Source organism: Nocardia sp. NPDC003726 (assembly GCF_053586955.1).
On record NZ_JBSFNF010000028.1, the window covers coordinates 38,083 to 58,846 of the forward strand.

The 20,764-nt window shown below is 67.9% G+C and carries 22 protein-coding genes; 15 read left to right on the top strand and 7 right to left on the bottom strand.

The genetic code is table 11. From position 1 onward, the window contains the following. Positions 1 to 408, bottom strand: a complete 408-nt coding sequence (locus ACWDMM_RS28440) for a MarR family winged helix-turn-helix transcriptional regulator (protein ID WP_323124021.1) — start codon at positions 406 to 408, stop codon at positions 1 to 3. Positions 409 to 496: 88 nt separating this feature from the next. Between ACWDMM_RS28440 and ACWDMM_RS28445 the strand changes: the two genes are divergently transcribed. After that, entirely contained in the window at positions 497 to 1,222 is a 726-nt protein-coding gene (locus ACWDMM_RS28445) for an SDR family oxidoreductase (protein WP_195083313.1), read from the top strand. Positions 1,223 to 1,262: 40 nt separating this feature from the next. On the opposite strand, the gene bla is transcribed toward ACWDMM_RS28445, so the two are convergent. After that, complete coding sequence (gene bla, locus ACWDMM_RS28450; RefSeq protein ID WP_195083337.1) at positions 1,263 to 2,162, bottom strand: class A beta-lactamase; 900 nt, start codon at positions 2,160 to 2,162, stop codon at positions 1,263 to 1,265. Between the two features lie 196 nt (positions 2,163 to 2,358). Here bla and ACWDMM_RS28455 point away from each other — a divergent pair, with 196 nt between their 5' ends. Then, entirely contained in the window at positions 2,359 to 3,234 is an 876-nt protein-coding gene (locus ACWDMM_RS28455) for a LysR family transcriptional regulator (RefSeq protein ID WP_195083312.1), read from the top strand. After that, the gene (locus ACWDMM_RS28460; protein ID WP_195083311.1) at positions 3,231 to 4,124 is read left to right on the top strand and encodes a serine hydrolase; all 894 of its coding nucleotides are present in this window, start codon (positions 3,231 to 3,233) and stop codon (positions 4,122 to 4,124) included. Before ACWDMM_RS28455 ends, ACWDMM_RS28460 begins: the two co-directional genes overlap by 4 nt. Before the next feature lie 63 nt (positions 4,125 to 4,187). Here ACWDMM_RS28460 and ACWDMM_RS28465 read toward each other — a convergent pair whose 3' ends face one another. After that, a complete protein-coding gene (locus ACWDMM_RS28465; protein ID WP_449940362.1) occupies positions 4,188 to 4,424 on the bottom strand; it encodes a hypothetical protein in 237 nt (78 codons plus the stop codon). A gap of 407 nt (positions 4,425 to 4,831) precedes the next feature. On the opposite strand from ACWDMM_RS28465, the gene ACWDMM_RS28470 reads away from it, so the two are divergent. The 6 genes from ACWDMM_RS28470 to rox all read left to right on the top strand — a co-directional run bounded on the left by ACWDMM_RS28470 (position 4,832) and on the right by rox (position 11,195). Beyond that, positions 4,832 to 5,272, top strand: a complete 441-nt coding sequence (locus ACWDMM_RS28470) for an RICIN domain-containing protein (RefSeq protein WP_449940365.1) — start codon at positions 4,832 to 4,834, stop codon at positions 5,270 to 5,272. Positions 5,273 to 5,301: 29 nt separating this feature from the next. After that, positions 5,302 to 5,526, top strand: a complete 225-nt coding sequence (locus ACWDMM_RS28475; protein ID WP_195083308.1) for a hypothetical protein — start codon at positions 5,302 to 5,304, stop codon at positions 5,524 to 5,526. Positions 5,527 to 5,849: 323 nt separating this feature from the next. Beyond that, entirely contained in the window at positions 5,850 to 6,827 is a 978-nt protein-coding gene (locus tag ACWDMM_RS28480) for a helix-turn-helix domain-containing protein (RefSeq protein WP_357209054.1), read from the top strand. Between the two features lie 101 nt (positions 6,828 to 6,928). Then, positions 6,929 to 8,314 (top strand): MFS transporter, encoded by a 1,386-nt coding sequence (locus ACWDMM_RS28485; protein WP_449940369.1) that lies wholly within the window; start codon positions 6,929 to 6,931, stop codon positions 8,312 to 8,314. Next, on the top strand, positions 8,304 to 9,575 hold the full coding sequence (locus ACWDMM_RS28490; RefSeq protein WP_449940372.1) for an ATP-grasp domain-containing protein: 1,272 nt from the start codon (positions 8,304 to 8,306) through the stop codon (positions 9,573 to 9,575). Before ACWDMM_RS28485 ends, ACWDMM_RS28490 begins: the two co-directional genes overlap by 11 nt. Positions 9,576 to 9,770: 195 nt before the next feature. Then, positions 9,771 to 11,195 carry a rifampin monooxygenase gene (rox, locus tag ACWDMM_RS28495; RefSeq protein ID WP_449940375.1) on the top strand — a complete coding sequence of 475 codons (1,425 nt, stop codon included), beginning with the start codon at positions 9,771 to 9,773 and terminating at the stop codon, positions 11,193 to 11,195. A gap of 5 nt (positions 11,196 to 11,200) precedes the next feature. On the opposite strand, the gene ACWDMM_RS28500 is transcribed toward rox, so the two are convergent. Continuing rightward, a complete protein-coding gene (locus tag ACWDMM_RS28500) occupies positions 11,201 to 11,692 on the bottom strand; it encodes a DUF1360 domain-containing protein (RefSeq protein WP_323124024.1) in 492 nt (163 codons plus the stop codon). Between the two features lie 185 nt (positions 11,693 to 11,877). On the opposite strand from ACWDMM_RS28500, the gene ACWDMM_RS28505 reads away from it, so the two are divergent. The 4 genes from ACWDMM_RS28505 to ACWDMM_RS28520 all read left to right on the top strand — a co-directional run bounded on the left by ACWDMM_RS28505 (position 11,878) and on the right by ACWDMM_RS28520 (position 16,893). Continuing rightward, complete coding sequence (locus ACWDMM_RS28505; protein ID WP_195083302.1) at positions 11,878 to 13,518, top strand: RecQ family ATP-dependent DNA helicase; 1,641 nt, start codon at positions 11,878 to 11,880, stop codon at positions 13,516 to 13,518. A 91-nt stretch (positions 13,519 to 13,609) separates the two neighbouring features. Next, complete coding sequence (locus ACWDMM_RS28510) at positions 13,610 to 14,245, top strand: hypothetical protein (protein ID WP_357209046.1); 636 nt, start codon at positions 13,610 to 13,612, stop codon at positions 14,243 to 14,245. 359 nt (positions 14,246 to 14,604) lie between these two features. Beyond that, entirely contained in the window at positions 14,605 to 15,516 is a 912-nt protein-coding gene (locus ACWDMM_RS28515; protein WP_195083300.1) for a manganese catalase family protein, read from the top strand. A 273-nt stretch (positions 15,517 to 15,789) separates the two neighbouring features. Further along, positions 15,790 to 16,893: a spore photoproduct lyase family protein gene (locus ACWDMM_RS28520; protein ID WP_195083299.1), complete on the top strand. Its 1,104-nt coding sequence runs from the start codon at positions 15,790 to 15,792 to the stop codon at positions 16,891 to 16,893. Between the two features lie 161 nt (positions 16,894 to 17,054). Here ACWDMM_RS28520 and ACWDMM_RS28525 read toward each other — a convergent pair whose 3' ends face one another. From ACWDMM_RS28525 to ACWDMM_RS28535, 3 genes are all read right to left on the bottom strand, one after another. Then, positions 17,055 to 17,348, bottom strand: a complete 294-nt coding sequence (locus ACWDMM_RS28525) for a hypothetical protein (RefSeq protein ID WP_195083298.1) — start codon at positions 17,346 to 17,348, stop codon at positions 17,055 to 17,057. Positions 17,349 to 17,619: 271 nt separating this feature from the next. Then, complete coding sequence (locus ACWDMM_RS28530) at positions 17,620 to 18,795, bottom strand: XdhC/CoxI family protein (RefSeq protein WP_357209044.1); 1,176 nt, start codon at positions 18,793 to 18,795, stop codon at positions 17,620 to 17,622. A gap of 344 nt (positions 18,796 to 19,139) precedes the next feature. Next, the gene (locus tag ACWDMM_RS28535) at positions 19,140 to 19,514 is read right to left on the bottom strand and encodes an ADP-ribosylglycohydrolase family protein (protein WP_449940382.1); all 375 of its coding nucleotides are present in this window, start codon (positions 19,512 to 19,514) and stop codon (positions 19,140 to 19,142) included. A 253-nt stretch (positions 19,515 to 19,767) separates the two neighbouring features. Between ACWDMM_RS28535 and ACWDMM_RS28540 the strand changes: the two genes are divergently transcribed. Then, the gene (locus tag ACWDMM_RS28540; protein WP_357209040.1) at positions 19,768 to 20,427 is read left to right on the top strand and encodes a TetR/AcrR family transcriptional regulator; all 660 of its coding nucleotides are present in this window, start codon (positions 19,768 to 19,770) and stop codon (positions 20,425 to 20,427) included. After that, positions 20,424 to 20,615 (top strand): hypothetical protein, encoded by a 192-nt coding sequence (locus tag ACWDMM_RS28545; protein WP_357110955.1) that lies wholly within the window; start codon positions 20,424 to 20,426, stop codon positions 20,613 to 20,615. The genes ACWDMM_RS28540 and ACWDMM_RS28545 overlap by 4 nt, the downstream gene beginning before the upstream one ends. The last annotated feature ends 149 nt before the right edge of the window (positions 20,616 to 20,764 follow it).

The window sequence follows — 20,764 nt, forward strand, 5'->3', positions numbered from 1 at the left end:
TCAGCCGGACAGCAGTTTTCGCAGCGGATCGAAGCGGGCCGGATCATCGGACACCAGCTCGGTCAGGCGGTCGGCGATCGCCGCGGACAGGTGGGTGCGAATATTCCGGGCCACCGTGCTGCCCTCGTCGGTCAGCGCGACGCGGGTGATCCTGCGATCCGCCGGATCGGGCGCCCGGCCCACCAGGCCACGCCGCTCCAGCCGGTCGACCATGCCGGTGACGTTGGTCTTGTCGCAGCCGAGCAGCGCGGCCAGTTCGCCGAACGACGGCCGGTGCCGGCCCAGCAGGCACAGCACCTGCGTCTGTTGGCTGGTCAACTCGAACCGCCGTGCGGTCTCGGCGTACAGCGCGGCGGTTTCGCGATGCAGCGTCATCACCGCGGCGGCAAGATCCGGCGTTTCGCTCACCCCGGAAGTCTAACTACCGGACTGTTGACATCCGACCATTAAGTAGAGGATCTCGACTATCTAGTATCTCTACCGAAAGGTGGTCGGCATGACGGTCGCACTCGTCACCGGCGGTGCGCGCGGGATCGGTCGCGCGATCGCTCTGCGGCTGGCCGCCGACGGCGCGCAGGTCGTCGTGAACTACCGGCAGAACGCCGCGGCGGCGGCCGGCGTCGTCGCGGAGATCGAGCGCGCCGGTGGGCGGGCCGTTGCGGTCGCGGGCGACACCGCCGATCCCGACCGGATGACACGGCTGTTCGACACCGCCGTCGACACTTTCGGCGGACTCGACATCCTCGTCGCGAACGCGGGGGTCACCCGGTTCGCCTCGCTCGCCGAGACCACACCGGCCGATTTCGACCGTCAGTTCGCCGTCAATGCCCGCGGCACCTTTCTCGCGTTGCGCGAGGCGGCTCGCCGGCTGCGCGACTACGGCCGGATCGTGGTCGTCTCCAGTGGAGTCACCGTGACCGCACGGCCGGGTACCGGCGCCTACGGAGCAGGCAAGGGGGCCGCCGAGCATCTGGTGCGGGTCGCCGCGAATGAGCTGGGCGCGCGCGGGATCACCGTCAACAGCGTCCGGCCTGGCGCCACCCGCACGGACGCGCTGGTCGAGCAACTCGGCGCCGAGGCGGTCGCGCGGATGCCGGTCACGGCGCCGCTGGGTCGCATCGGCGAACCCGCCGACATAGCCGCGGTGGTGGCGTTCCTGGTTTCGGCCGACGGCGCATGGATCACCGGACAGCATCTCAACGCGGCGGGCGGGGCGTACTGAGCGCGCGCGGCCGCAGGCGGTGCGGTCGCGCGCCATCGAGTCACCCCAGCGCCGCGACGGCGGCTCGAGCGGCCTCGGCGACAAGAGGACTGTCGGCCTCGGCGTTCTGCTCGGCTTTCGTGGACAGGACCGCGATGACGAAGGGAGAGCGCCCCGGCGGCCAGACGACGGCGACGTCGAGGGCGCTGCCGTAGGCGGGGCTGCCGGTCTTGTTGCCAACGGTCCATCCGGGGGGCAGCGCGGCGCGAATCCGGTCGGCGCCGGTCTTGCTGGCGACGAGCCACGATTTCAATTGCGCCCGTTCGGGATCGGCGAGAACGTCGCCGAGGACCAGGGCGCGGTAGTCGGCGGCCAGTGCGGCCGGTGTGGTCGTGTCGCGCTCGTCACCGGGAACGGCGCTGTTGAGCTCGGTCTCCCAGCGGTCAAGGCGCGATGTGGTGTCGCCGATGGACCGCAGGAACGCGGTGAAACCCTCCGGACCACCGAGAAGTTTCAGCACCTGGTTGCCCGCGGTGTTGTCGGATACGGTGATCGCCGCGTCGCACAGCTCGGCGACGGTCATGCCGGTGTCGGCGTGCTTCTCGGTCACCGGCGAATTGGCGACCAGTTCGGAGCGGGAATAGCGGATCACCTGATCGAAGTAGCCCGTGGACAGCGGATGGTCGCGAAGCAGCGCACCGCAGGCGAGACCTTTGAAGGTGGAGGCCATCGGGAACCTCTCCGCGTCTCGATGGGCGACGGTGCGGCCGGAGCCGGTGTCGATCGCGGACACACCCAGCCGGGCGGCGTGGTCGGTCTCGAGTTCGGTGAACGGCGCGGCCGCGGCCGGCGGTGTGGTCTGCGAGGCGGCAGGCACGTCGGCAGCCGACCCGCACGCGGTGGTGACGAGGGACAGCGCTGATACCGCCGCGGCGGCCAGAAGTCGACGGTGACCGAGCAGGTCACGCCGAGGGGAAACGGAAATGATCACCGACGCACCACACCATCGACACGTTCGCCGACACCAATATCCGGTTCCGGCGCGGGCGAGTCGGCTTGGATATCGCCGCAGGTTTGCTCGCTCTTTCGGCTCCGGAGCGGACCGCGCCGGTGCGCGGCCGAACCGATGCCGGACGCCCCGCTGGTTCAATGACCGCATGGACCTGATCCGCCACCTTCGTTTCTTCGTTGCCGTCGCGGATGAAGGACACTTCGGGAGGGCCGCGGCCGCGCTGGACATGACCCAGCCTCCGCTGTCGCAGGGACTCAGACGGCTCGAACGGCATCTCGGCGTCGACCTCATCCGCCGTACCCGGCAAGGAGCCGTGCTCACCTCGGCCGGTGTGCAGCTGCTCCCGCGCGCTCGGCTGCTCGTGGACGACGCCGAGCGCCTGCTCGCCGAGTCCCACCGCATCGCGAACGCCCACGGCGCCGTGCACTGGGGTGCGATCACGGCACTGCCCGACCGGGTGGTCACGGCGTGTGTGGGCGCCTTGCGCACCGTGGTCGCGCCCGGCGCCGCGGTGTCGACGAGGGTGGGCACGAGCGTCGATCTGGTCGCCGATGTGCGCGCCGGCATGTTCGATGTGGCGGTCATCGAGCACCCCGCCCTGGTCGACGGGGTCGAGGTGCGCCCGGTCGTGAAGGTGCCGCGCTGGCTCGTGGTGCCGTCGGATCATCGCAGCGCGGCCGCCGAACGCCCCACCTTTCCCATGCTCGCGGGGTTGAACTTCGCTTGTCCGCCCCGCGCGGCCAACCCACCCGCCTTCGACACCGCCGTGGACCTGCTGCGTGAGCGCGGGCTGGACGCACCGACCGTGCCCGCGCCAGACGATCGCACCCTGTTCGCGGCGGTGGCGGCCGGAACGAGTTTCGGTCTCACTGCCACGGCTCCCTCGCGCACGCCCGGCGTGACGTGGCTGCGCATCGCGCCGCAGGCGGTCGCCCTGCGCGTCCGCGTCGTCCACCGGCCCGGCGCCGACGCCCATGCCGACGCGGTCGACCGGGTCCTGTACCGGGAACGACTGCGGTGAGCACCGTCGAGGACCGCATCCGCGCCGTGTTCGCCGACGCCGGATGCACCGGGTGGTTGCACGCCCGCCGGTGCGACGGCTCCGCGACCGAGATCTCCGTGGGCGGTGCCGAGCGGGTCGTGCTGGCGTCGGTGTACAAGTTGCCGCTGTTCGTCGCGTTCTGCCGCCATGTCGACGCCGGGCGCATCGATCCCGCTACCCGGCTGACGGTGGTCCCGTCCGACTGCACCCCCGGCCCGACCGGCATCGCCGTCATGCGCGATCCGGTGACCATGAGCCTGCGCGACCTGGCGACGTCCATGATGACCGTCTCCGACAACGCCGCGGCGGACGTCCTGCTCGGCGCGACCGGACTCGGCGCCGTCGAGAGCCTGCTGGACGATCTCGGCCTCGAGCGCACCCGCATCGTGGGCGGCACCGCCGACCTGCACCGCAGCCTCGTCCGCGACACCGACACTCACAGCACCGCGGAGGCGTTCGCGGCGCTGGCGCAGAACGACGACGCATGGTCGGTGTCGGCGTACGACCCGTCCTACACCAGCGCGACCACGCCGGAGGAGATGACGCGGCTGCTGCGCGCGCTCTGGAACGGCACGGTGCTGTCCGCGGAGCAGACCGACTTCGTCCGCGCCGTCATGCGCCTGCAGGTCTGGCCGCATCGCGTCGCGGCAGGCTTTCCGCATCGCAACGTCTCGACCGCGGGCAAAACCGGCACCATCGGGGTGATTCGCAACGAGGTAGCGGTTGTCGAATTTCCTGGCGAGCACCCCGTCGCGGTTGCCATATTCACTCGCGCGGCCCGCGCGGACCCGCACCTGCCCGCCGTGGACGCCGCTATCGCCGAGACCGCCCGCATCGCCGTCACCGAACTCCGGCTCCCTTTGCCGTAGCAACAGCGGTGGGAAAGGTGAGAATGCCGCGCCCGAATATCTGCTTGGGCACGCCGGAGTCTGCTACCAGGCTTTCAAAGAGCCTGCGCCACGGAGTCGATCGAGGATTTCGGCGGCGGACAACGGATGCGCCGCGGCGCGCGTGATCTCGGCGGCGTGGCCGGCGGGGCACCTGCCGGACGGGATGGACACCGTGGTGCACAACGCGCAGTCCTCGATCGCGCCCGTGCGATGAGCTCGGATGTTGCGGCCATCGAGCGCGGCGACCACGCCGAACATACTGGGTGGAGTGAGGGACATGTGAACAGCATTCTGGCTTGTCGGATCGCGAAGTCCGCCTGCGTGGCCGACCTCCTTGGCGGCCTACCGACGTCGTTGTCGAGGGCGGGGCCCGGTGACGGCGTCGCCGGCCGGACCTGTGCCTGAGCACGCATCCAGCATGGTCGGGTAGGTACGGGCCCCGCATCGGTGATTTCACCGACATATACCTATTTACGGAAAGGTCGGAGCCTGTCGATATCGCGAGCCTTGTTGCTGGCGTGGCTGATGAGACATGGGGGAATTCCGGCGCCGAATTCGGCGCAGAGGATCAAGGGATTGACCGGTCAGCGGGCGGGTAATTCGGCGATGGCGAGACGCCCAGGCCTGGGGCACTCCGGCGCGGGCCTCGGGCGTCGGACTTCCGCGGACGGTGAGGACGACAGATCATGACTGAGCTGGGCGAGGGTGTCTATCGGATCGTCAATGCGGGCACGGGTTGCGTGTTGGCGCTCGAGAGCGCTGACCAGGTCAGAGTCGTGGGGGAGCCGGGCGTCGAGGACGGCTGGCAGCACTGGCTGCTGTCGAGCGCGCCGGAGTTCGGCGAAGAGATCTGGTACATCACCAACGGCCGCACCGGCACGCGGCTCGGACTCGGCGATGGGCTGGCTTGCGAAGGGACTCATGTCGAGTGCAGCGGGACACCCATGGGGTGGCAGATCGTGACCGACGAAGCCGACGCCGACCGCTATCGCATCGCGGTCTGGCCTGCCTGCGAACTCGTTCTCGGGCTGTCCGGACACGACGGTGGTGCGGAGGCCGACCAGATCGGACTGACGCGGTATGCGCCCGCCAGCAGCACCCAGCGATGGCAGTTCCAGCGCGCCTGATCGCGAAGCACTACGGAAAGGAGAAGGTTATGACTGCTTCGCGTACCTATCTGGTCCGTCTCGATCCGCTCCTCCTCGGCCACGGGGTGACTGCGCGCGGGGGCCGGGAGCAGTTCTTCGACTGGCTGGCCGAGAGCGAGGCCGAGGTCGTCCGGCTCTGCGGCGCCGACCGCGTCGTCATCGCTTCCGAACCCGAGGTAGCCGACCGGGCCGGATACCTCGAGTACGTTCTGGGCGTCGAACCTTATGAGTGACCGGACTTCTCGGGGAAAGCGAGGTCCCGGTCCGACACCCTGATCGTGTCGGACCGATCATCCGGTCGTAACCCCCCAAGGGCGCAAAGGCACGCAAAGCCCGGCCGCCGGAACGAGCGTTTTGCCCAGACTGGGAATGTTGGGCCTGGCGGGCGGCTGTGGGTGCCAGCTACTGCCAGGCCCAACCCGCCGGATCATCGGTCGAGCCATGCGGCACGGACGGCCACGCAACGAATTTCACACCGGCAGCCGGATCGATGCGGCGATACGCTGTGCCGGGCAACCATTCGGCATACGGTTCGGTTCGAGCAGGAGTTACGGCGGTGGACAAGCCTCACCTGACGGTGGAGACCTCGACTACCCAGGGTGTCGAACCGGGCGAACGCGCGGACTACTGGGCGGAACTCATCACCTCCTATCACCGGCGCATGGCATACGACTTTCCCGGCGGGAGCGACTTCAACGGGCGTACGAAACTGTGTCGCACCAGTAAGTACCAGTTGGTGGGGTGGAAGTCCGACGGTGTGTCCTACGTCCGGACGCCCAACCACGTACGAGACGACAGCGACGACGATTTCCGGCTTCTGCTCACTTTCGCAGGCCGGACGGAACTCTGGGACGACGGTGGCCGAGCACATCTGCCGCATCGTGCCGGCCGTCTGGTGACCCTCGATCGGCCGATCGGCCTCCGGCACGGGCACGGCACCAGCGGTGTGCTGATGACGATCCCGCGCCATGAGCTCGAGCACCGCGTCGACACCGAGGATTCCCTGTTCGCGCGACCGATGGACTTGACCTCCGGGCTGGGGCGGGTGGTGACCGACATGCTCACCGGCCTGCTCGAGGAGAGCGATGCGCTCGACGGCTACCAATTCGACGCCGCGGCCTCCCACATCGTGGATCTGCTCTGCATGCATGCGCGCGCTCGGAAGATGACGAGCATCGACCACCTCGACAAACTGGACGCGGCGATACGTCATCACGTCCGAGCGCACGCCACCGACCCCGGCCTTTCCACCGCGACCATCGCGCGCTCGCTCGGCTGGTCGACCAGACAGATCCAGCTCGCCCTCCGGCATTCCGGAACCACACCGCGGGAACTGATCCGAGAAGAACGCTTGCAACTGGCGTACCGGCGGTTGAGCGATCCCTCGTTTCGTCACCAGAGCATCGCCGCGATAGCGGGCGGTCTGGGTTTCGGTTCGGCCAGCGCGTTCAGCACGATATTCCGGCGGCGCTTCGGAGTCAGCCCCCGCGATATCCGCCATTCGGTCCGGCCGGCCACCGCCGCCGGCAGGTGAGATCGGCCGCGAGCGGCACATCGTAGGAGCCGGCGTATCGAGGCAACTTTGCGCGCGGGAGCAACTTCTGTTCGCGCGCGAGCAACTGACGCCGGACGGCGATGACTAACGTCCGCATTGCCCACCGATATGGCGGCGTACCAGTGGTTATCGCAAGGAGGATCAGGTGCGCGAAGCTACAGCAACGACCATCGGGAACGTTCGATGAGTCGCTGTCGCGCAGTACGTGTTGCCGGCGTGAAGCGGTGGCCCCGTTGACCGTCGAGGTGATCGAAAGACGGAAACCCGTATCGTTTCCCGCGGAAGTATGGATCGTCTCGGTCACCACCTTTCTCAGTCGATCGGTGGGATTCCTCGCGCTGTACTCCACGGTGTTCTACACATCGATCGGGCTGAGTGCCGCCGCTCTGTCGCTGGCATTGTTCGCGGCCGGGCTCGCCGGCGTGCTCGGGTCGCTGGCCGGCGGGTGGTTCGCTGCCCGGTTCGGGTCGACCGACGTACTGATCGCGGGCTCCGTACTGAACGTTCCACTGTTGTTCCTGCTCGGATCGCTGTCGACGGAGCCGGTCTCTGCGATCGTGTCGGCATCCCTGAGCGTCGCGGTGACACAGTCGTTCGCCGGGCCCGCGGCCGCGTTGGTCACCGGCTCCGGCTACCAGGGCGACACCGTGACCGTGGTCGCCTTCCACCGGATATTTCTCAGCAGCGGCGTCACGGTCGCTCCGATCGTTGTCGCGGTGGTCGGCGAACAGAACTTCTCGACGCTGTTCTTCCTGTCCTCGCTCGGCTCGCTGCTCACCGGGGTGTTGCTGTTGAGTGAGCGCGCCAGGCTGCGGTCGGCAGAAGAACGCGCGCGGACGCGGGAGAGTGCGACGGAATTCGATCCCCGTTCCGCGACGGAAACCGGATACGACACCTTCCGGACGGCGCGGCTGTGGGCGGTTGTCGGAGTGTTCGCAACGGCCATGGCGATCTACGCCCAGAGCACGAGCGGAACACCGCTTTCCCTGGAACGGATTTCCGGCGGGGGGCAACTCTACGGTGTTCTGATCGCGGTGAATTCGATCTTCATCATCGTCTGCGAGTTGCCGCTGAGCTTCGTGACATCACGGATCCGGTGGAACTACGCGCTCGGGCTCGGCATATTCGTCACGGGGCTTGGACTCGCGGTGTGCGGGCTCGGGACCAGCTGGACCGTCTGCATTTCGGGCTTCGTCCTGTTCTCCCTCGGCGAGGCGATTTTCCTTCCGCAGGCGAGCGCGGCGATAGCGAAGCTCTCTACCTCGTCGGAGAACGCGAGGTATCAAGGTTTTCTTTCGGCCGCCCAGTCGATCGGCTTCGCGGTCGGGCCCGGGATCGGCGCCTTCGGAGTCCTGCACGATCTCTCGCTGTACTGGGCGCTGGTCGTCCAGATCTCATTCGTCACGGGGGCGGTAGCGGTGGTAGCGGGGGTAGACAAGAACAGGAGTCCGGACCGTGTCCGATAAGTCGGTCTTGATCGTCGATCCGGTGAGTTCGGGAACGCTGTACCCGTCCTTGCTCGAGGGATATGGCATCGACACCCTACTGCTGGATACCGACCAGGCGCTGGTGTCGGGATTCCGCCGCGCGCCCACACCCGGAGCGTTGAATTTCGAAGCCGACTTCGGATCGTCCTACCGGCTGCTGCTGCGGTGGTGTCTGGACCGCTCGGTGAAATACGTGATCGCCGGATCGGAACCGGGAGTCGAGCTGTGCGATCGTCTGCGCGCGGACCTTCCCGACTGCCCCGGCAACGACACGACCGCGCCGACGCGCAGATGGGACAAGCAGCGCATGTTCGAAGCCTTGGCGGCCGCAGGCGTGCCGAGTCTGACGACCCGGGCTGTCGAAGCGCATGGGAATGCCGTTCCGCCCGAGGCTATCGCGGAGTTGCGCGGCGGCCGGAAGCTGGTCGTGAAACCGGCCAGGGGAGCCGCCTCCGTGGACGTTCGATTGGTGGACACTCCGGACCAATTGACTGCCGCTGTCTCCGCGATCACCGGCAACGCCGGACTCTTCGGGTGCGGCTCGGCCGCGCTGATCCAGCAGATGTATCCCGCGCCCAGAGTCGAATACGCCGTGGACACCTTCTCCACCCCGGATGGACACGAACTTGTCTGTGTCAGCGTGTACGACAAATGGGTGTCGGCTTCCGGCGACTTCGTTTATGAGCGGGGGCGCTGGCTCGAGGGTGACGACCCCGTGGTGGGCGAGCTGACGGATTACGCGTGCCGCGTGCTCGACGCGCTCGGGGTGCGCGTCGGTCCCGCGCACATGGAGATCATGTCCGGTGCGCTCGGTCCCCGCCTGATCGACTTCGGCGCGCGAGCGCATGGGATCGGTCACCCTCGGCAGACCTATCTGCTCACCGGGAACTCGCAGATACACCGCGAATGCGAGTACATCGCCGAACTTTTCGGCATCCGCGCTCCGGCGCAGGAGCGCAGGACCGGTTACGCCCTGTCCCAGCGCGGCGCGCTCGTGCTCTTCAGCATCGATCACCAGGCCCGGTATCTGGGTGGGGCAGAAGCGGAACTCGCAGGACTCCCCGGCGTGCTGGAGGTGCGGATGGCGGCCGAGCGGGGCAGGACATACCCGGCTACCAGGTCCATGATGGATTCGGTTGCGCTGGGACTCGCCTTCGTCGTCGCCGGGGACATGGCGGAACTGGATTTCCGGTGTGCCGAAGTCCGCAAGCGAGTCCGGGACTTTTTCACGGCCGCCTGAAGTCGAGCTGAATGGTCGGGGATTCTCCCTCCCTTTTCAACATATATCGCACCGGGGGACTTGCGGCAAGGCCGGGTGCATGGCGCAGAATGTCCGGCCGAAGGGTCAGGACCTGCGAAAACGTGGGGTTCGTGCGGTCTGCGCGGACCGCGGGAGCGCCTGGCGGAACGCAAACTCTCGGCAGATGGGTGGCTCATGTTCGATGTGATCGTTGCCGGCGCGGGTCCGACCGGCTTGATGCTGGCCGGTGAGCTGCGGCTGCACGGCGTGCGCGTGGTGGTCCTGGAGAAGGAGGTCCAGCCGCCTGCGTATGTCCGCTCCCTTGGCCTGCATGTGCGCAGCATCGAGGTGATGGATCAGCGTGGTCTGCTGGAGCGGTTCCTCGCGCTCGGCCGCAAGCACCCGCTCGGGGGCTTCTTCGCCGGCATCACCAAGCCGCCGTCCGAGCGGCTGGACAGCGCGCACGCCTACGTGCTCGGCATTCCGCAGCCCAGCACCGATCGCCTGCTGGCCGAGCACGCCGTCGAGCTCGGCGCGCAGATCCGGCGCGGCGACGAGGCGACCGGGCTGAGCCAGGACGAGGAGGGGGTCACCGTCGAGCTGGCCGACGGCACGCGGTTGCGCGCGCGTTACCTCGTCGGCTGCGACGGCGGCCGCAGCACGGTGCGCAAGCTGCTCGGCGTCGATTTCCCCGGCGAACCGTCCCGCCGCGACACCCTGCTGGGGGAAATGGAGGCGACCGAGGATCCGGAGACGATCGCCGCCACCGTCGCCGAAATCCGCAAGACGGAGTTGCGATTCGGCCTTGGACCGCTCGGCGACGGGGTGTACCGCGTCGTCGTACCCGCGGCAGAGGTGGTCGAGGACCGTGCGGTCACGCCGACGCTCGAGGAGTTCGCGCGGCAACTGCGGGCGTTCGCGGGCACCGACTTCGGGGTGCATTCGCCGCGCTGGTTGTCCCGATTCGGCGACGCCACCCGGTTGGCCGAGCGTTATCGGGTCGGGCGGGTGCTGCTGGCAGGCGACGCGGCGCATGTCCACCCGCCGATGGGCGGGCAGGGACTCAACCTGGGCGTTCAGGACGCGTTCAACCTCGGCTGGAAACTCGCCGCCGAGATCAAGGGCTGGGCGCCGGAGGGGTTGCTGGACAGCTACGAGAGCGAACGGCGGCCCGTGGCCGCCGACGTTCTGGACAACACCCGCGCGCAGGCCGAGCTGATCTCCACCGAACCGGGCGCCCAGGCGGTGCGCCGACTGCTGTCGGAACTGATGGACTTCGAGGAGGTGAACCGGTACCTGATCGAGAAGGTCGTCGCGATCGGCATCCGCTACGACTTCGGCGATGGCCACGATCTGCTCGGCCGTCGCCTGCGCGACGTGCGATTGCGAAGCGGCCGCCTCTACGAGCTGATGCACGACGGGCGCGGCCTGCTCTTGGACCAGACCGGCGGGCTCTCGGTCGCCGGGTGGGCGGATCGAATCGACCACGTCGTCGACGTCAGCGAGGAACTCGAGGTGCCCGCCGTCCTGCTGCGCCCCGACGGCCACGTCGCATGGGTTGGCGATGAGCAGCAGGATCTGCTCGAGCACCTGCCGCGCTGGTTCGGCCGGCCGGCGTAGCCACGCTATTTCTGCGCGATCTGCTGTGCGGTGGCGTAGGCGAGGTGGAGGAAATCGGCACCGGTCAAGGCGGCCAGAGCGTCGGCGACCATGCGGGTGGTGCGCGGCGCGAACACCTGGCCGAGGGTGAATCCGGTGATCACCCAGACATCGAAGCAGAACGGGCAGGTGAGCAGCTCTCCGATGCTGTGCGCCAGACCGTCGGTGGCCGCGGGTTGCTCCATGACCTCGCCGGGGCCGCCGTCGCCGGTCGGCCGCGTGAACGGAGCCCGGATCGGGGCGGTGATCGCATCCTTGGTCACGGTCCGGGACAGTTTGTGCGCCGCCAACGCCGTGACCACCAGATCTTGCACGCTCATCGCCTGTGGCAGCTTGCGGCCGGTCACTCTGCCGAGCACAGCGGCGACGGTCACGGTGATGCCGAACATCACCATGGTGGCGAGATATCCGCGCAACGAGCCGTGGTGTTCGGTCGCCCCGCGTTCGGCGTCACTCATGTGGCGTGCATACCCAGGCAGGCGGAGCCCACACGGAGGCGCGCCATCGTCGCCCCGGCCCGATGCCGCCATCGGAGCCCTGCCGCCCGGAGGCCGATGAGGGCCGCCTGCGATGCCACGGCGCCGCGACGTTCGCCGAGAGCCGACCGGCGTTTCCGCCGGACCGATGGTGGTATGCCAGCCCGATGACGAGCTCGTCCGATTACGAAAGCCGCCTGCGGGACGCCGCCGCCGAGAAGTTCGGTTTGGCGCACCTGCACGACGAGCAACTGCGTGCCATGGAGCAGGTGATGGCAGGCAAGGACGTGCTCGTGGTGCTGCCGACCGGTGCGGGCAAGTCCGCGATCTATCAGGTGCCCGCCTTGCTGCTCGACGGTCCGACCGTGGTGGTCTCTCCGCTCATCGCGTTGCAGAACGATCAGATCGATGGCATCGAGGGCAGCCGTGCCCCGGACGCCGTGGCGTTGAACTCCACCCAGCGCAAAAGCGAGCGCCGGGCGGCCTGGGACGCACTACGCCGCGGTGACGCCGAGTACATCTTCCTCTCGCCGGAACAACTGGCCAACGACGATCTGGTCGATGAGCTGGCGGCCCTTCGGGTTTCGCTGTTCGTGGTGGACGAGGCGCATTGCGTTTCGGGATGGGGGCACGACTTCCGGCCGGACTATCTGCGCCTGGCTCCGGTGGTCGAGCGGCTCCGGCGTCCCAGGGTGGTCGCCTTGACGGCGACCGCCGCACCACCGGTCCGGCGCGATATCGTGACGCGGCTCGGCATGCGCGACCACGGTGAAGTCGTCGCCAGTTTCGATCGACCGAACCTGCACCTGGCTGTCGAGCGATTCACCAGCGACGCCGACAAGCGCGGCGCCGTCATCGCTCGCATCCGGACGCTGGCCGCCGACCCGGCGACCGGGAACGGACTCGTCTACGTGGCCAGCCGCAAGGACAGCGAGTTCTACGCGCGGGAATCGGCGGAGTCGGGCATCCGGGTAGCGGCCTATCACGCGGGGATGAAGGCCACCCTCCGCGACGAGGTGCACCAGAACTTCCTCGCCGGGGATATCGACGTGGTGGTGGCCACCTCGGCCTTCGGCATGGGCATCGACAAGCCCGATGTCCGCTTCGTCGTCCACGCGTCTGCGCCGGATTCGCTGGATTCCTACTACCAGCAGATCGGCCGAGCCGGACGTGACGGCGAGTGCGCCGAGATCATCCTGTGCTACCGCCCCGAGGACCTTAGCCTCCAGAGATTCCTCACCTCGAGCAGGGTCCCCGCGGACACCATCGCCGAAGTCGCCCGTGCCCTGTATCGGCGCGACGATCCGGTGCGGCCGTCCGAGCTCGAAGTCGACGCCGCCCCCGCTCGCCGCACGCGGGCGATCAACCTGCTCGAACAGGTCGGTGCGATCACGACCACCGCGAAAGGTCTGATCCGAGCCGATCGAGGACGCGCACCCGAGCGCGCGGTGGAACAGGCAGCCGAGGCCGCACAGGCCTACGAAGAACTGACCGCTTCGCGCATCGACATGATGCGTGGCTACGCCGAGACCACCGGCTGTAGGCGGCAACATTTGCTCGGCTACTTCGGTGAGCAACTTCTCGACCCGTGCGCCAACTGCGACACCTGCGATGCCGGAACGGCCGCCGAGCGCGTCCCCGGTGGCGACGAGTTCCCGGTGGACAGTTCGGTCCGGCACCGCGCTTGGGGCGAGGGGATCGTGATGTCCACCGAAGCAGATCGCCTCACGGTGCTGTTCGAGGAGGTCGGTTACAAGACGCTGTCCCTGCCCGAGGTGCGTAAGCACAACCTCCTCAGCCGCCGCTGAGCGATCGGCGGTCCGCGGCGGGAAGCCGGCGCGGCCCAGGTGATTGTTTCCGATCGCGGGGTATTCGCCGGGTGGTGAACGGAGGTGGCTGATGCTGAAAGTCGATGGCCGCGACGGCCGGGAATGGTCCGCGAAGGACTCGGCGAATGCGCGTTTCGCGCGGGAGGTGTTGCGATCGGCCGCTCGGCCCGAGCGCATCGCGGAGGTGATCGCGGACATCGTCGGTGACCGTATCGAGGTGGGGCCGGTGCAGGCCGGTCCTGGGGGATTGGCCTCCGTCACCGCCACCGGTTGGCCCGGAAAGGTGCGGGCCGCAGCCTGTGACGGGGAGGAATGGGACGTTGCGCTGGAGTTGCCGATCAGGCTTCGGTTGCGGGTGGATATCGCCGGGGTCGTCGGACGGTTCGTCGCCACGGGGCGGGTGCGCTTGCGGGTCGGGCTGGTGCTGGAGGATCCGTGCGCGGTGTTCGTGCGTACCGAAGAAGTTCGTCAGGAGCACGTGGACATCAAGGTTCGTCCGGTCGACAGGCCGGCTCGGCTGCTCGACCGGCTCGCCGATGTGCGCTCGATGGTCGTCGATCATGTCGTCGCTTATGTCGGGGAGCTGCTGTCGAGCCGCGAGATCAGTCAGGTGCGGCGTATCGATATCGCGCAGGTCATCGACCGTGCTTGGGAGGCGGGCCTGATCCTCGACCCGGCGGCTCGGACGTTGCCCCGCAGCGCCTGACTTCGTCGCGGTCGCGCGGGAACACGGCGTGGGTCGCATCCGGCCCCGCCATTGCCTTTGAACCATCGATGCTGAGAGGTTCACGCCGGGGCAGTGGGGTAACACGGGTGCGGAAGGAACCCGCCGATGCGGGAGCCCCACGATCCGCGCATCGCGCCGGGCCGGACGGGACGCGACCGGCCGTGCGTTGCACTCGTCCGTAAATCGCTTTCGGGCAAGGGGTTCTGTAGTCGTGCGCGAAATAAGTTGTGACACAAGTAAATCCGATCAATTCGTGGTTTCTTCTCGGTTTGCGCCGGGCGGGCGGCGGTACCCGGCGACGGGGAGGGGACGTTGTTCCGTTCGTCGGAGGAGAGTGCATGTTTCGTCATACCGATTACTTGCAGTTCGATGTGAAGCCCGAGAAGCCCGATCCGGTGTACGCGCGCAAGCTGCAGGAGCTGATCGGTGGCGCGTTCGGGGAGATGACCGTCACCATGCAGTACCTGTTCCAAGGGTGGAATTGCCGGATGCCCGGCAAGTACAAGGACATGATCATGGATGTGGCGACCGAGGAGATCGGCCACGTCGAGATGATCGCGACGATGATCGCGCGGCTGCTGGAAGGAGCGCCCGCGACGCGCGCCACCCAGGAAGCGGCGGCTGATCCGGTGGTGGCGGCGGTGCTGGGCGGGATGGATCCGCAGCAGGCGATCGTCTCCGGCGGCGGGGCGTCGCTGTCTGACAGCAACGGGGTGCCGTGGAACGGCAGGTACATCGTGGCCAGCGGCAACCTCTTGGCCGACTTCCGCGCCAATGTGGCCGCCGAAGCGCAGGGTCGCATCCAAACCGCGCGCCTGTACAACATGACCGACGACCCAGGGGTCAAGGACATGCTGAAGTTCAACCTCGCCAGGGACACCTACCACCAGAACCTCTGGCTTGCCGCGATCGAGCAGCTGAAGGAGGACGGACTGGAAGGCACCGTCACGCCGAACGCGTTGTTCGACGAGGAGCACTCCGAGCATGCGACGAGCCTGTGGCATCTGTCCGACGGACCCGATGCCGGCGCGGGCCGGTGGGCGACCGGTGTCGCTCCGGACGGCGTGCACCAGAACGGTTTCCTCGCCGACCCGAAACCGCTGGGTGACAAGGCGTCGGCACCGCCGCCGGACCCGCAGTTGTACGCCACCTACGACGGCTCGCAGGGCAAGCCGCGTTCGGCGGCGTTGGGTACCGAGGCCGGACTGGTCGGCAAGGTGAAAGACGCTCTCGACCCCACCAAGCCCTAGTCGGGTCGCCCCGGGGTATTTGCCGGGCCGGCGCCACCTGTGTTCCCAGCTGACCAGGCCGGCGCCGGCCCGACCTCGGTGCGGCGGTCCGTCTGCCCGCCGGGGCGATCGTGTCAGAAGAGACGGTCGGCGGAGATGCCGAACAACTCGTGGGCGACGCCGGGGTCGGTCGGCGGGCCGCTCGGGGCGCGCCATGATGCATTGCCGTGGCGCTGCACACACCTGGTCGCTCACGCCCACCGAAATGTCGGTGCGGAGGAGTAGGCAGGGGCTATGAGTCGATCCACCGCAGTTCCGGACCCCTTCCGGCCGGCTTCCGGCCCGCGTCTGCTGGACGTCCGTCGCCTGTGGGCCGAGCCGGACGCGCTGGCGAGCCCGCGCGGGCAGCAGGTGCGCGCGCGTTTTCCCGACGCCGAGATCATCACCGTCGCCTCCCACTGGAAGATCGACCAGCTGCACGGCAACGCGGGCAACGTCGACCGCTGGATCCGGGTCAAGACCGAGGACTTGGTGCTCGGGGTCAAGAAGTCGCTGACGGCCCGTCCGAACGGTCGATCGGCCGACTGGATCGCGCCCTCGACGTCCAACGGCTGCGCGATGGCGTGCGCCTACTGCTACGTTCCCCGCCGCAAGGGCTACGCCAACCCGATCACGGTGTTCACCAACATCGACAAGATCATCGGCTATCTCGGACGCCACGTGCGCAGGCAAGGGCCGAAGCAGGCGCCGAACCAGTGCGACCCGCACGCGTGGGTCTACGACCTCGGCGAGAACAGCGACTGCTCGGTCGACGCACTGGTCAGCGACAACGTCGCCGACCTGATCACCGCGTTCAGCGCGTGGCCCACCGCGAAGGCATCCTTCGCCACCAAGTACGTCAACCGCGACCTGCTGGACCTCGACCCGCGCGGGCGGACCCGGATCCGGTTCTCGCTCATGCCCGAGGCGGACTCCCAGCTGCTGGACCTGCGTACCACGCCGATCCGCCAGCGCATCGCCGCGATCGACGATTTCGTTGCAGCGGGCTACGAGGTGCATGTGAACTTTTCCCCCGTCGTCGTGCGCCCAGGCTGGGAGGAGGACTGGGCGCAGCTGCTGGAGCAGTTGTCGGACGGTACGGGCTCGGCCTTCAAGGCCCAGGCCGCGGCGGAGATCATCATGCTCACCCACAACGAGCAATTGCACGAACTCAACCTCGGCTGGCACCCGAAGGCCGAGGACCTGCTGTGGCGGCCGCCGATCCAGCAGGCCAAGCGCTCCCAGTCGGGCATGTGGAATGTGCGCTACCGCAACGACGTCAAAGCGGGCGGGGTCGAAACCTTGACCGACCTCATCGCCCTGCGGGCGCCCTGGCTGAAGGTGCGCTACGCGTTCTGATTGTGCTCATTCGCCGCGGCTACTTCGGCGCGGCGAATGAACGGATAGATTCTGGCAAATTCACTGCAATGGTGCGCGCACGCTGCCGTGGAGCGTCAGCGGCGCAAAAGAAGTTCCGCCTCGGGGGGACACCGGCGACGCGGTGACCGCCCTGGTGAGGATCAGGCGGCGGGCTTGGGCTGGCTCAGGTCCCTGATGCCGGTGATCGCATCGATGACGTTCACGATGGCGGAGGTGCCGCCGTCGAGGGCCGAGCTGCCGGAGTCGAGCATGGCCGAGCCGGAGGACGAGCCGGCCGAACCCGTGGACGAGCCGCCGTCGGCCGAACCCGAGGCCAGGCCGGCGGAGCCGGTGGCGGCGGAGCCGGTGGCGGCGGAGGCCACCGCGGCGGGGCCGAGCAGCAGGGCGGCGGCGGAGACGGTGCAGGCGGCGGCGAGGGTCATGCGCGAGATCATGTACGGAGCTTCCTTTCACAGTTGGATAACGGCGCCATCACGACGCACCTCAGCAACGTTAAGAAAAAGAAATCCACTAATCCACTTCTCTTCTTGTGTGAATTATCACCGTTAATAATTGGCTAACGAGATATTGTGTCGAGGTAACACAATTTGATCTTCACCCCGGATCGCATTTCATGATCGAATTCGATTGTTTCTGCCGCGGTGGCGCGTATCGGTGTGCGTCGGAATGGATCTCGTGACGCGCTTTCGGTCTCCGGCAGCCGGACTAGACGCCAGGGGGGCGCGGCGGCGTCATGGAAGAAGCCGGTTGATCCGCTGCCGGCGCCGTGTGGTGCACCGGTCCGGCGGTTCGGGTCAGTGGACGACCGTCCCCGCCCCACCGTCGCGCGATGATCTCGGCCGCGATGGACACCGCCGTCTCTTCCGGCGTCCGACCGCCCAGATCCAAGCCGATCGGGCTGGCGAGCCGGTCGAGTTGCGCGTCGGTGAGGCCGGCTTGCCGCAGCCGGGTCATCCGCTGGTCGTGCGTGCGCCGCGATCCCATGGCGCCGACATAGCCGATCCGCGGCGCGCGCAGAGCCACCTCGAGCAGCGGAACGTCGAACTTGGGATCGTGGGTCAGCACGCAGACTGCGGTCCGCGCATCGACCGCGCCCTGCGCGATCTGCGCGGCGAGGTAGCGGTGCGGCCAGTCGACGACGACCTCGTCGGCGGTGGGGAACCGCGCCGAGGTCGCGAAGATCGGCCGTGCGTCGCACACCGTGACCCGGTACCCGAGGAACGATCCCTGCCGCGCTACGGCGGCGGCGAAATCGATGGCCCCGAACACCAGCATCCGCGGCCGGGGGGCATGAGCGGCGACGAAAACCGCCATACCCTCGCCTCGGCGCTGTCCATCGGGACCATAGGACAGCACCTCGCTGCGGCCGGCCGCGAGCAGCCCGGCCGCATCGTCGGTCACCGCGTCGTCGGTGCGCGCCGACCCGAGCGTGCCGTGCGCACCGCTTTGCCGCAGCAGCAGCCTGCGTCCTATCCGAGCGCGGTCCGGATGCTCGATGACGGTCGCGACGGCGACCGGCCGGTGGCAGGCGATGTCGGCGGCGACCGCGCCGAGTTCCGGAAACGTGGCCCGGGAGATCGCTTCGACGAAGATGTCGATGATGCCGCCGCAGGTGAGGCCGACGGCAAAGGCGTCGTCGTCCGAGAACCCGTACCGCTGTACTGCCGGACGACCGGTCCGCATGACCTGAGTGGCGAGCTCGTATACCGCGCTTTCGACGCAGCCGCCGGAGATCCCGCCGCCGACCGTCCCGTCCGGGGCGACGACCATGGCCGCGCCCGGCGGTCGAGGCGCCGAATGGAAGGTCCGCACTACCGTCGCGAGCCCCGCCGTGCCCCCGGTGTTCCAGATCGCCATCAGATCCGTGAGCACGTCCCGCATGATGCGTCCTCCGGCCGGGACGCGGCGGTAGGAGCCGCGTCGATCTCCAGATTAAAACGAGGATCGTGACGCCCGGCCAGCGCGGGTGCGCTCGACTGTGTCCGTCCGTACCTTTCCAGGCCTGTCGCGGAGTCGAGCACGGGCGGAGGGCGAGTCTCCGGCAGCTTCCGGTTCGGCGGCCGCGACGGGTACACCGGCGACAAATGTCGGCCGGCTATGTGGGAGCCACCCCGCGCACGCGCACCTGGACCACGGCAAACCGGCACAGAGCCGGAAGCACGTTCCTCGTCGGTGGGGGAGTGGGCCGGTTCGTGGGGCGTGCGTCCGTCGTCAGGTGGTTGTTCTCACGTAGCGCCGGACAACCATCGCCGAACGCGCCCGGAACCGAATTTCGTGCGCCGTCGTGGTCGGCGGGCCGTGTCGAGCCAGGCGGGCAGCGGTTCTCGCGCGGTGAGCCACGTTTGCGGCACTCCCGCGTGCGGGCTGGTGCCGGTGTAGGCGGCGATGATTCCTCCGACGACGGCGCTGGTGGTGTCGATATCTCCGTCCGCGGCGATGCAGGCGGTGATCGCGGCCGGGTAGTCGTCGAGATGCCGCGCCGCGACCCACACCGTGAACGGGACCGTGTTCTGCGCGGTGACCAGTGGTCGGGCTGGTCCGTACCGGGACCGCGTCCACGGCGGGGATGCTCGACCGGCGAGGAGGCAATGCATGTTCATACTTCGATATGCGCATTTAACGATGTCCGCGACTGTGCCACTGATCGCGTGGTTGACGGCAGTTGTCGGGTTGCCTTAGCCTCGCAAAAGTGAACATTGATCACCCGGCGGTGCGTGCTCTCGCCCCGTGTTGTGGAGGCCGGGAAAGCTTCCCGGTTCAGGTGATTCGGTGGCAAAGATGCGCCGATGAGGTGAGGCGAAATGCCGGCCGCGCGATGCGGTGCGCTTGCGGCGGGGGAGCTGCGCGACTTCGATGACCAAGCGGGGATTGACGCGGGAGCGGCTGGCCGACATCGCTCACGATTACGTTTCCGAGCACGGCTTGGACGCCCTCACGATGCGGCGACTGGCGGCGGCGGCCGAGGTGACCCCTGGCGCGTTGTACAAGCACGTACGGGACCGGAAGGACCTCCAGCGTGCGATGGCCGACACCGTTTTCCGGGCCGTGGACCTCTCGGACCTCGACGTCGGCAATCCCGATGTCGCGCAGACGATGATCTGTTGTCAGCGTATTCGTGCGGCGATGCTGCGTTTCCGTGAAGGGGGACGCGTCGTCGCGGGCTCGTACTCGCCTTCGCCGGAGACCATCAGAGTTTCCAGCACGCTGATGGCGCTGTTGCGCGGTGTGCTTCTGCCGCAGTTCGGCGTCGGGGAGATCGTGCTCGTCTTGCGTTCCTACATAACGGGTTTCGTCATCGAAGAACAGGCCTACCTCGAACTGAGCAACGCGGGAGAGTGGGAGTCGCTGGTGGCGCGAATCTCGACGGGTGATCATGTCAGGCCGGAAGGCGCCGATGACGTTCTGGCGATCATGACCGGCGACCGGGATGTGCGATTCACCGGAGGATTGCGCACGGTTCTCCACGGCAAGGTTCGCGATGCGGCGAATCTCGCCGCCACACTGCGTATTTGACGGTATTCGACGGCAAGCTCGGGCGGCATGGTTTCGATGCCGCTGTGGCGTGGTCGCGATGGCTGGACGCCGACTGTTACGGCGTGGTGCGGGACGGCGTCGTCGACGCTCGTCGGCAGACCGACTTCGTCCCGACGACGAAGCAGGCATCGGCCGCCGGGTCCGGTTCACCGCCGACGCTCCGGTAATGGACGTGTTTCGAAACCGACCAGTAATTCGTGTTTCTGATTCCATATTGCAACGCGCCGACGCGGGCTGGGACGAGGCGAAACGATTGACGCGGCACCGGCCTGCCTCTACCCTTCGCGTGGTGAACGATGCTTACCATGCGGCGTCG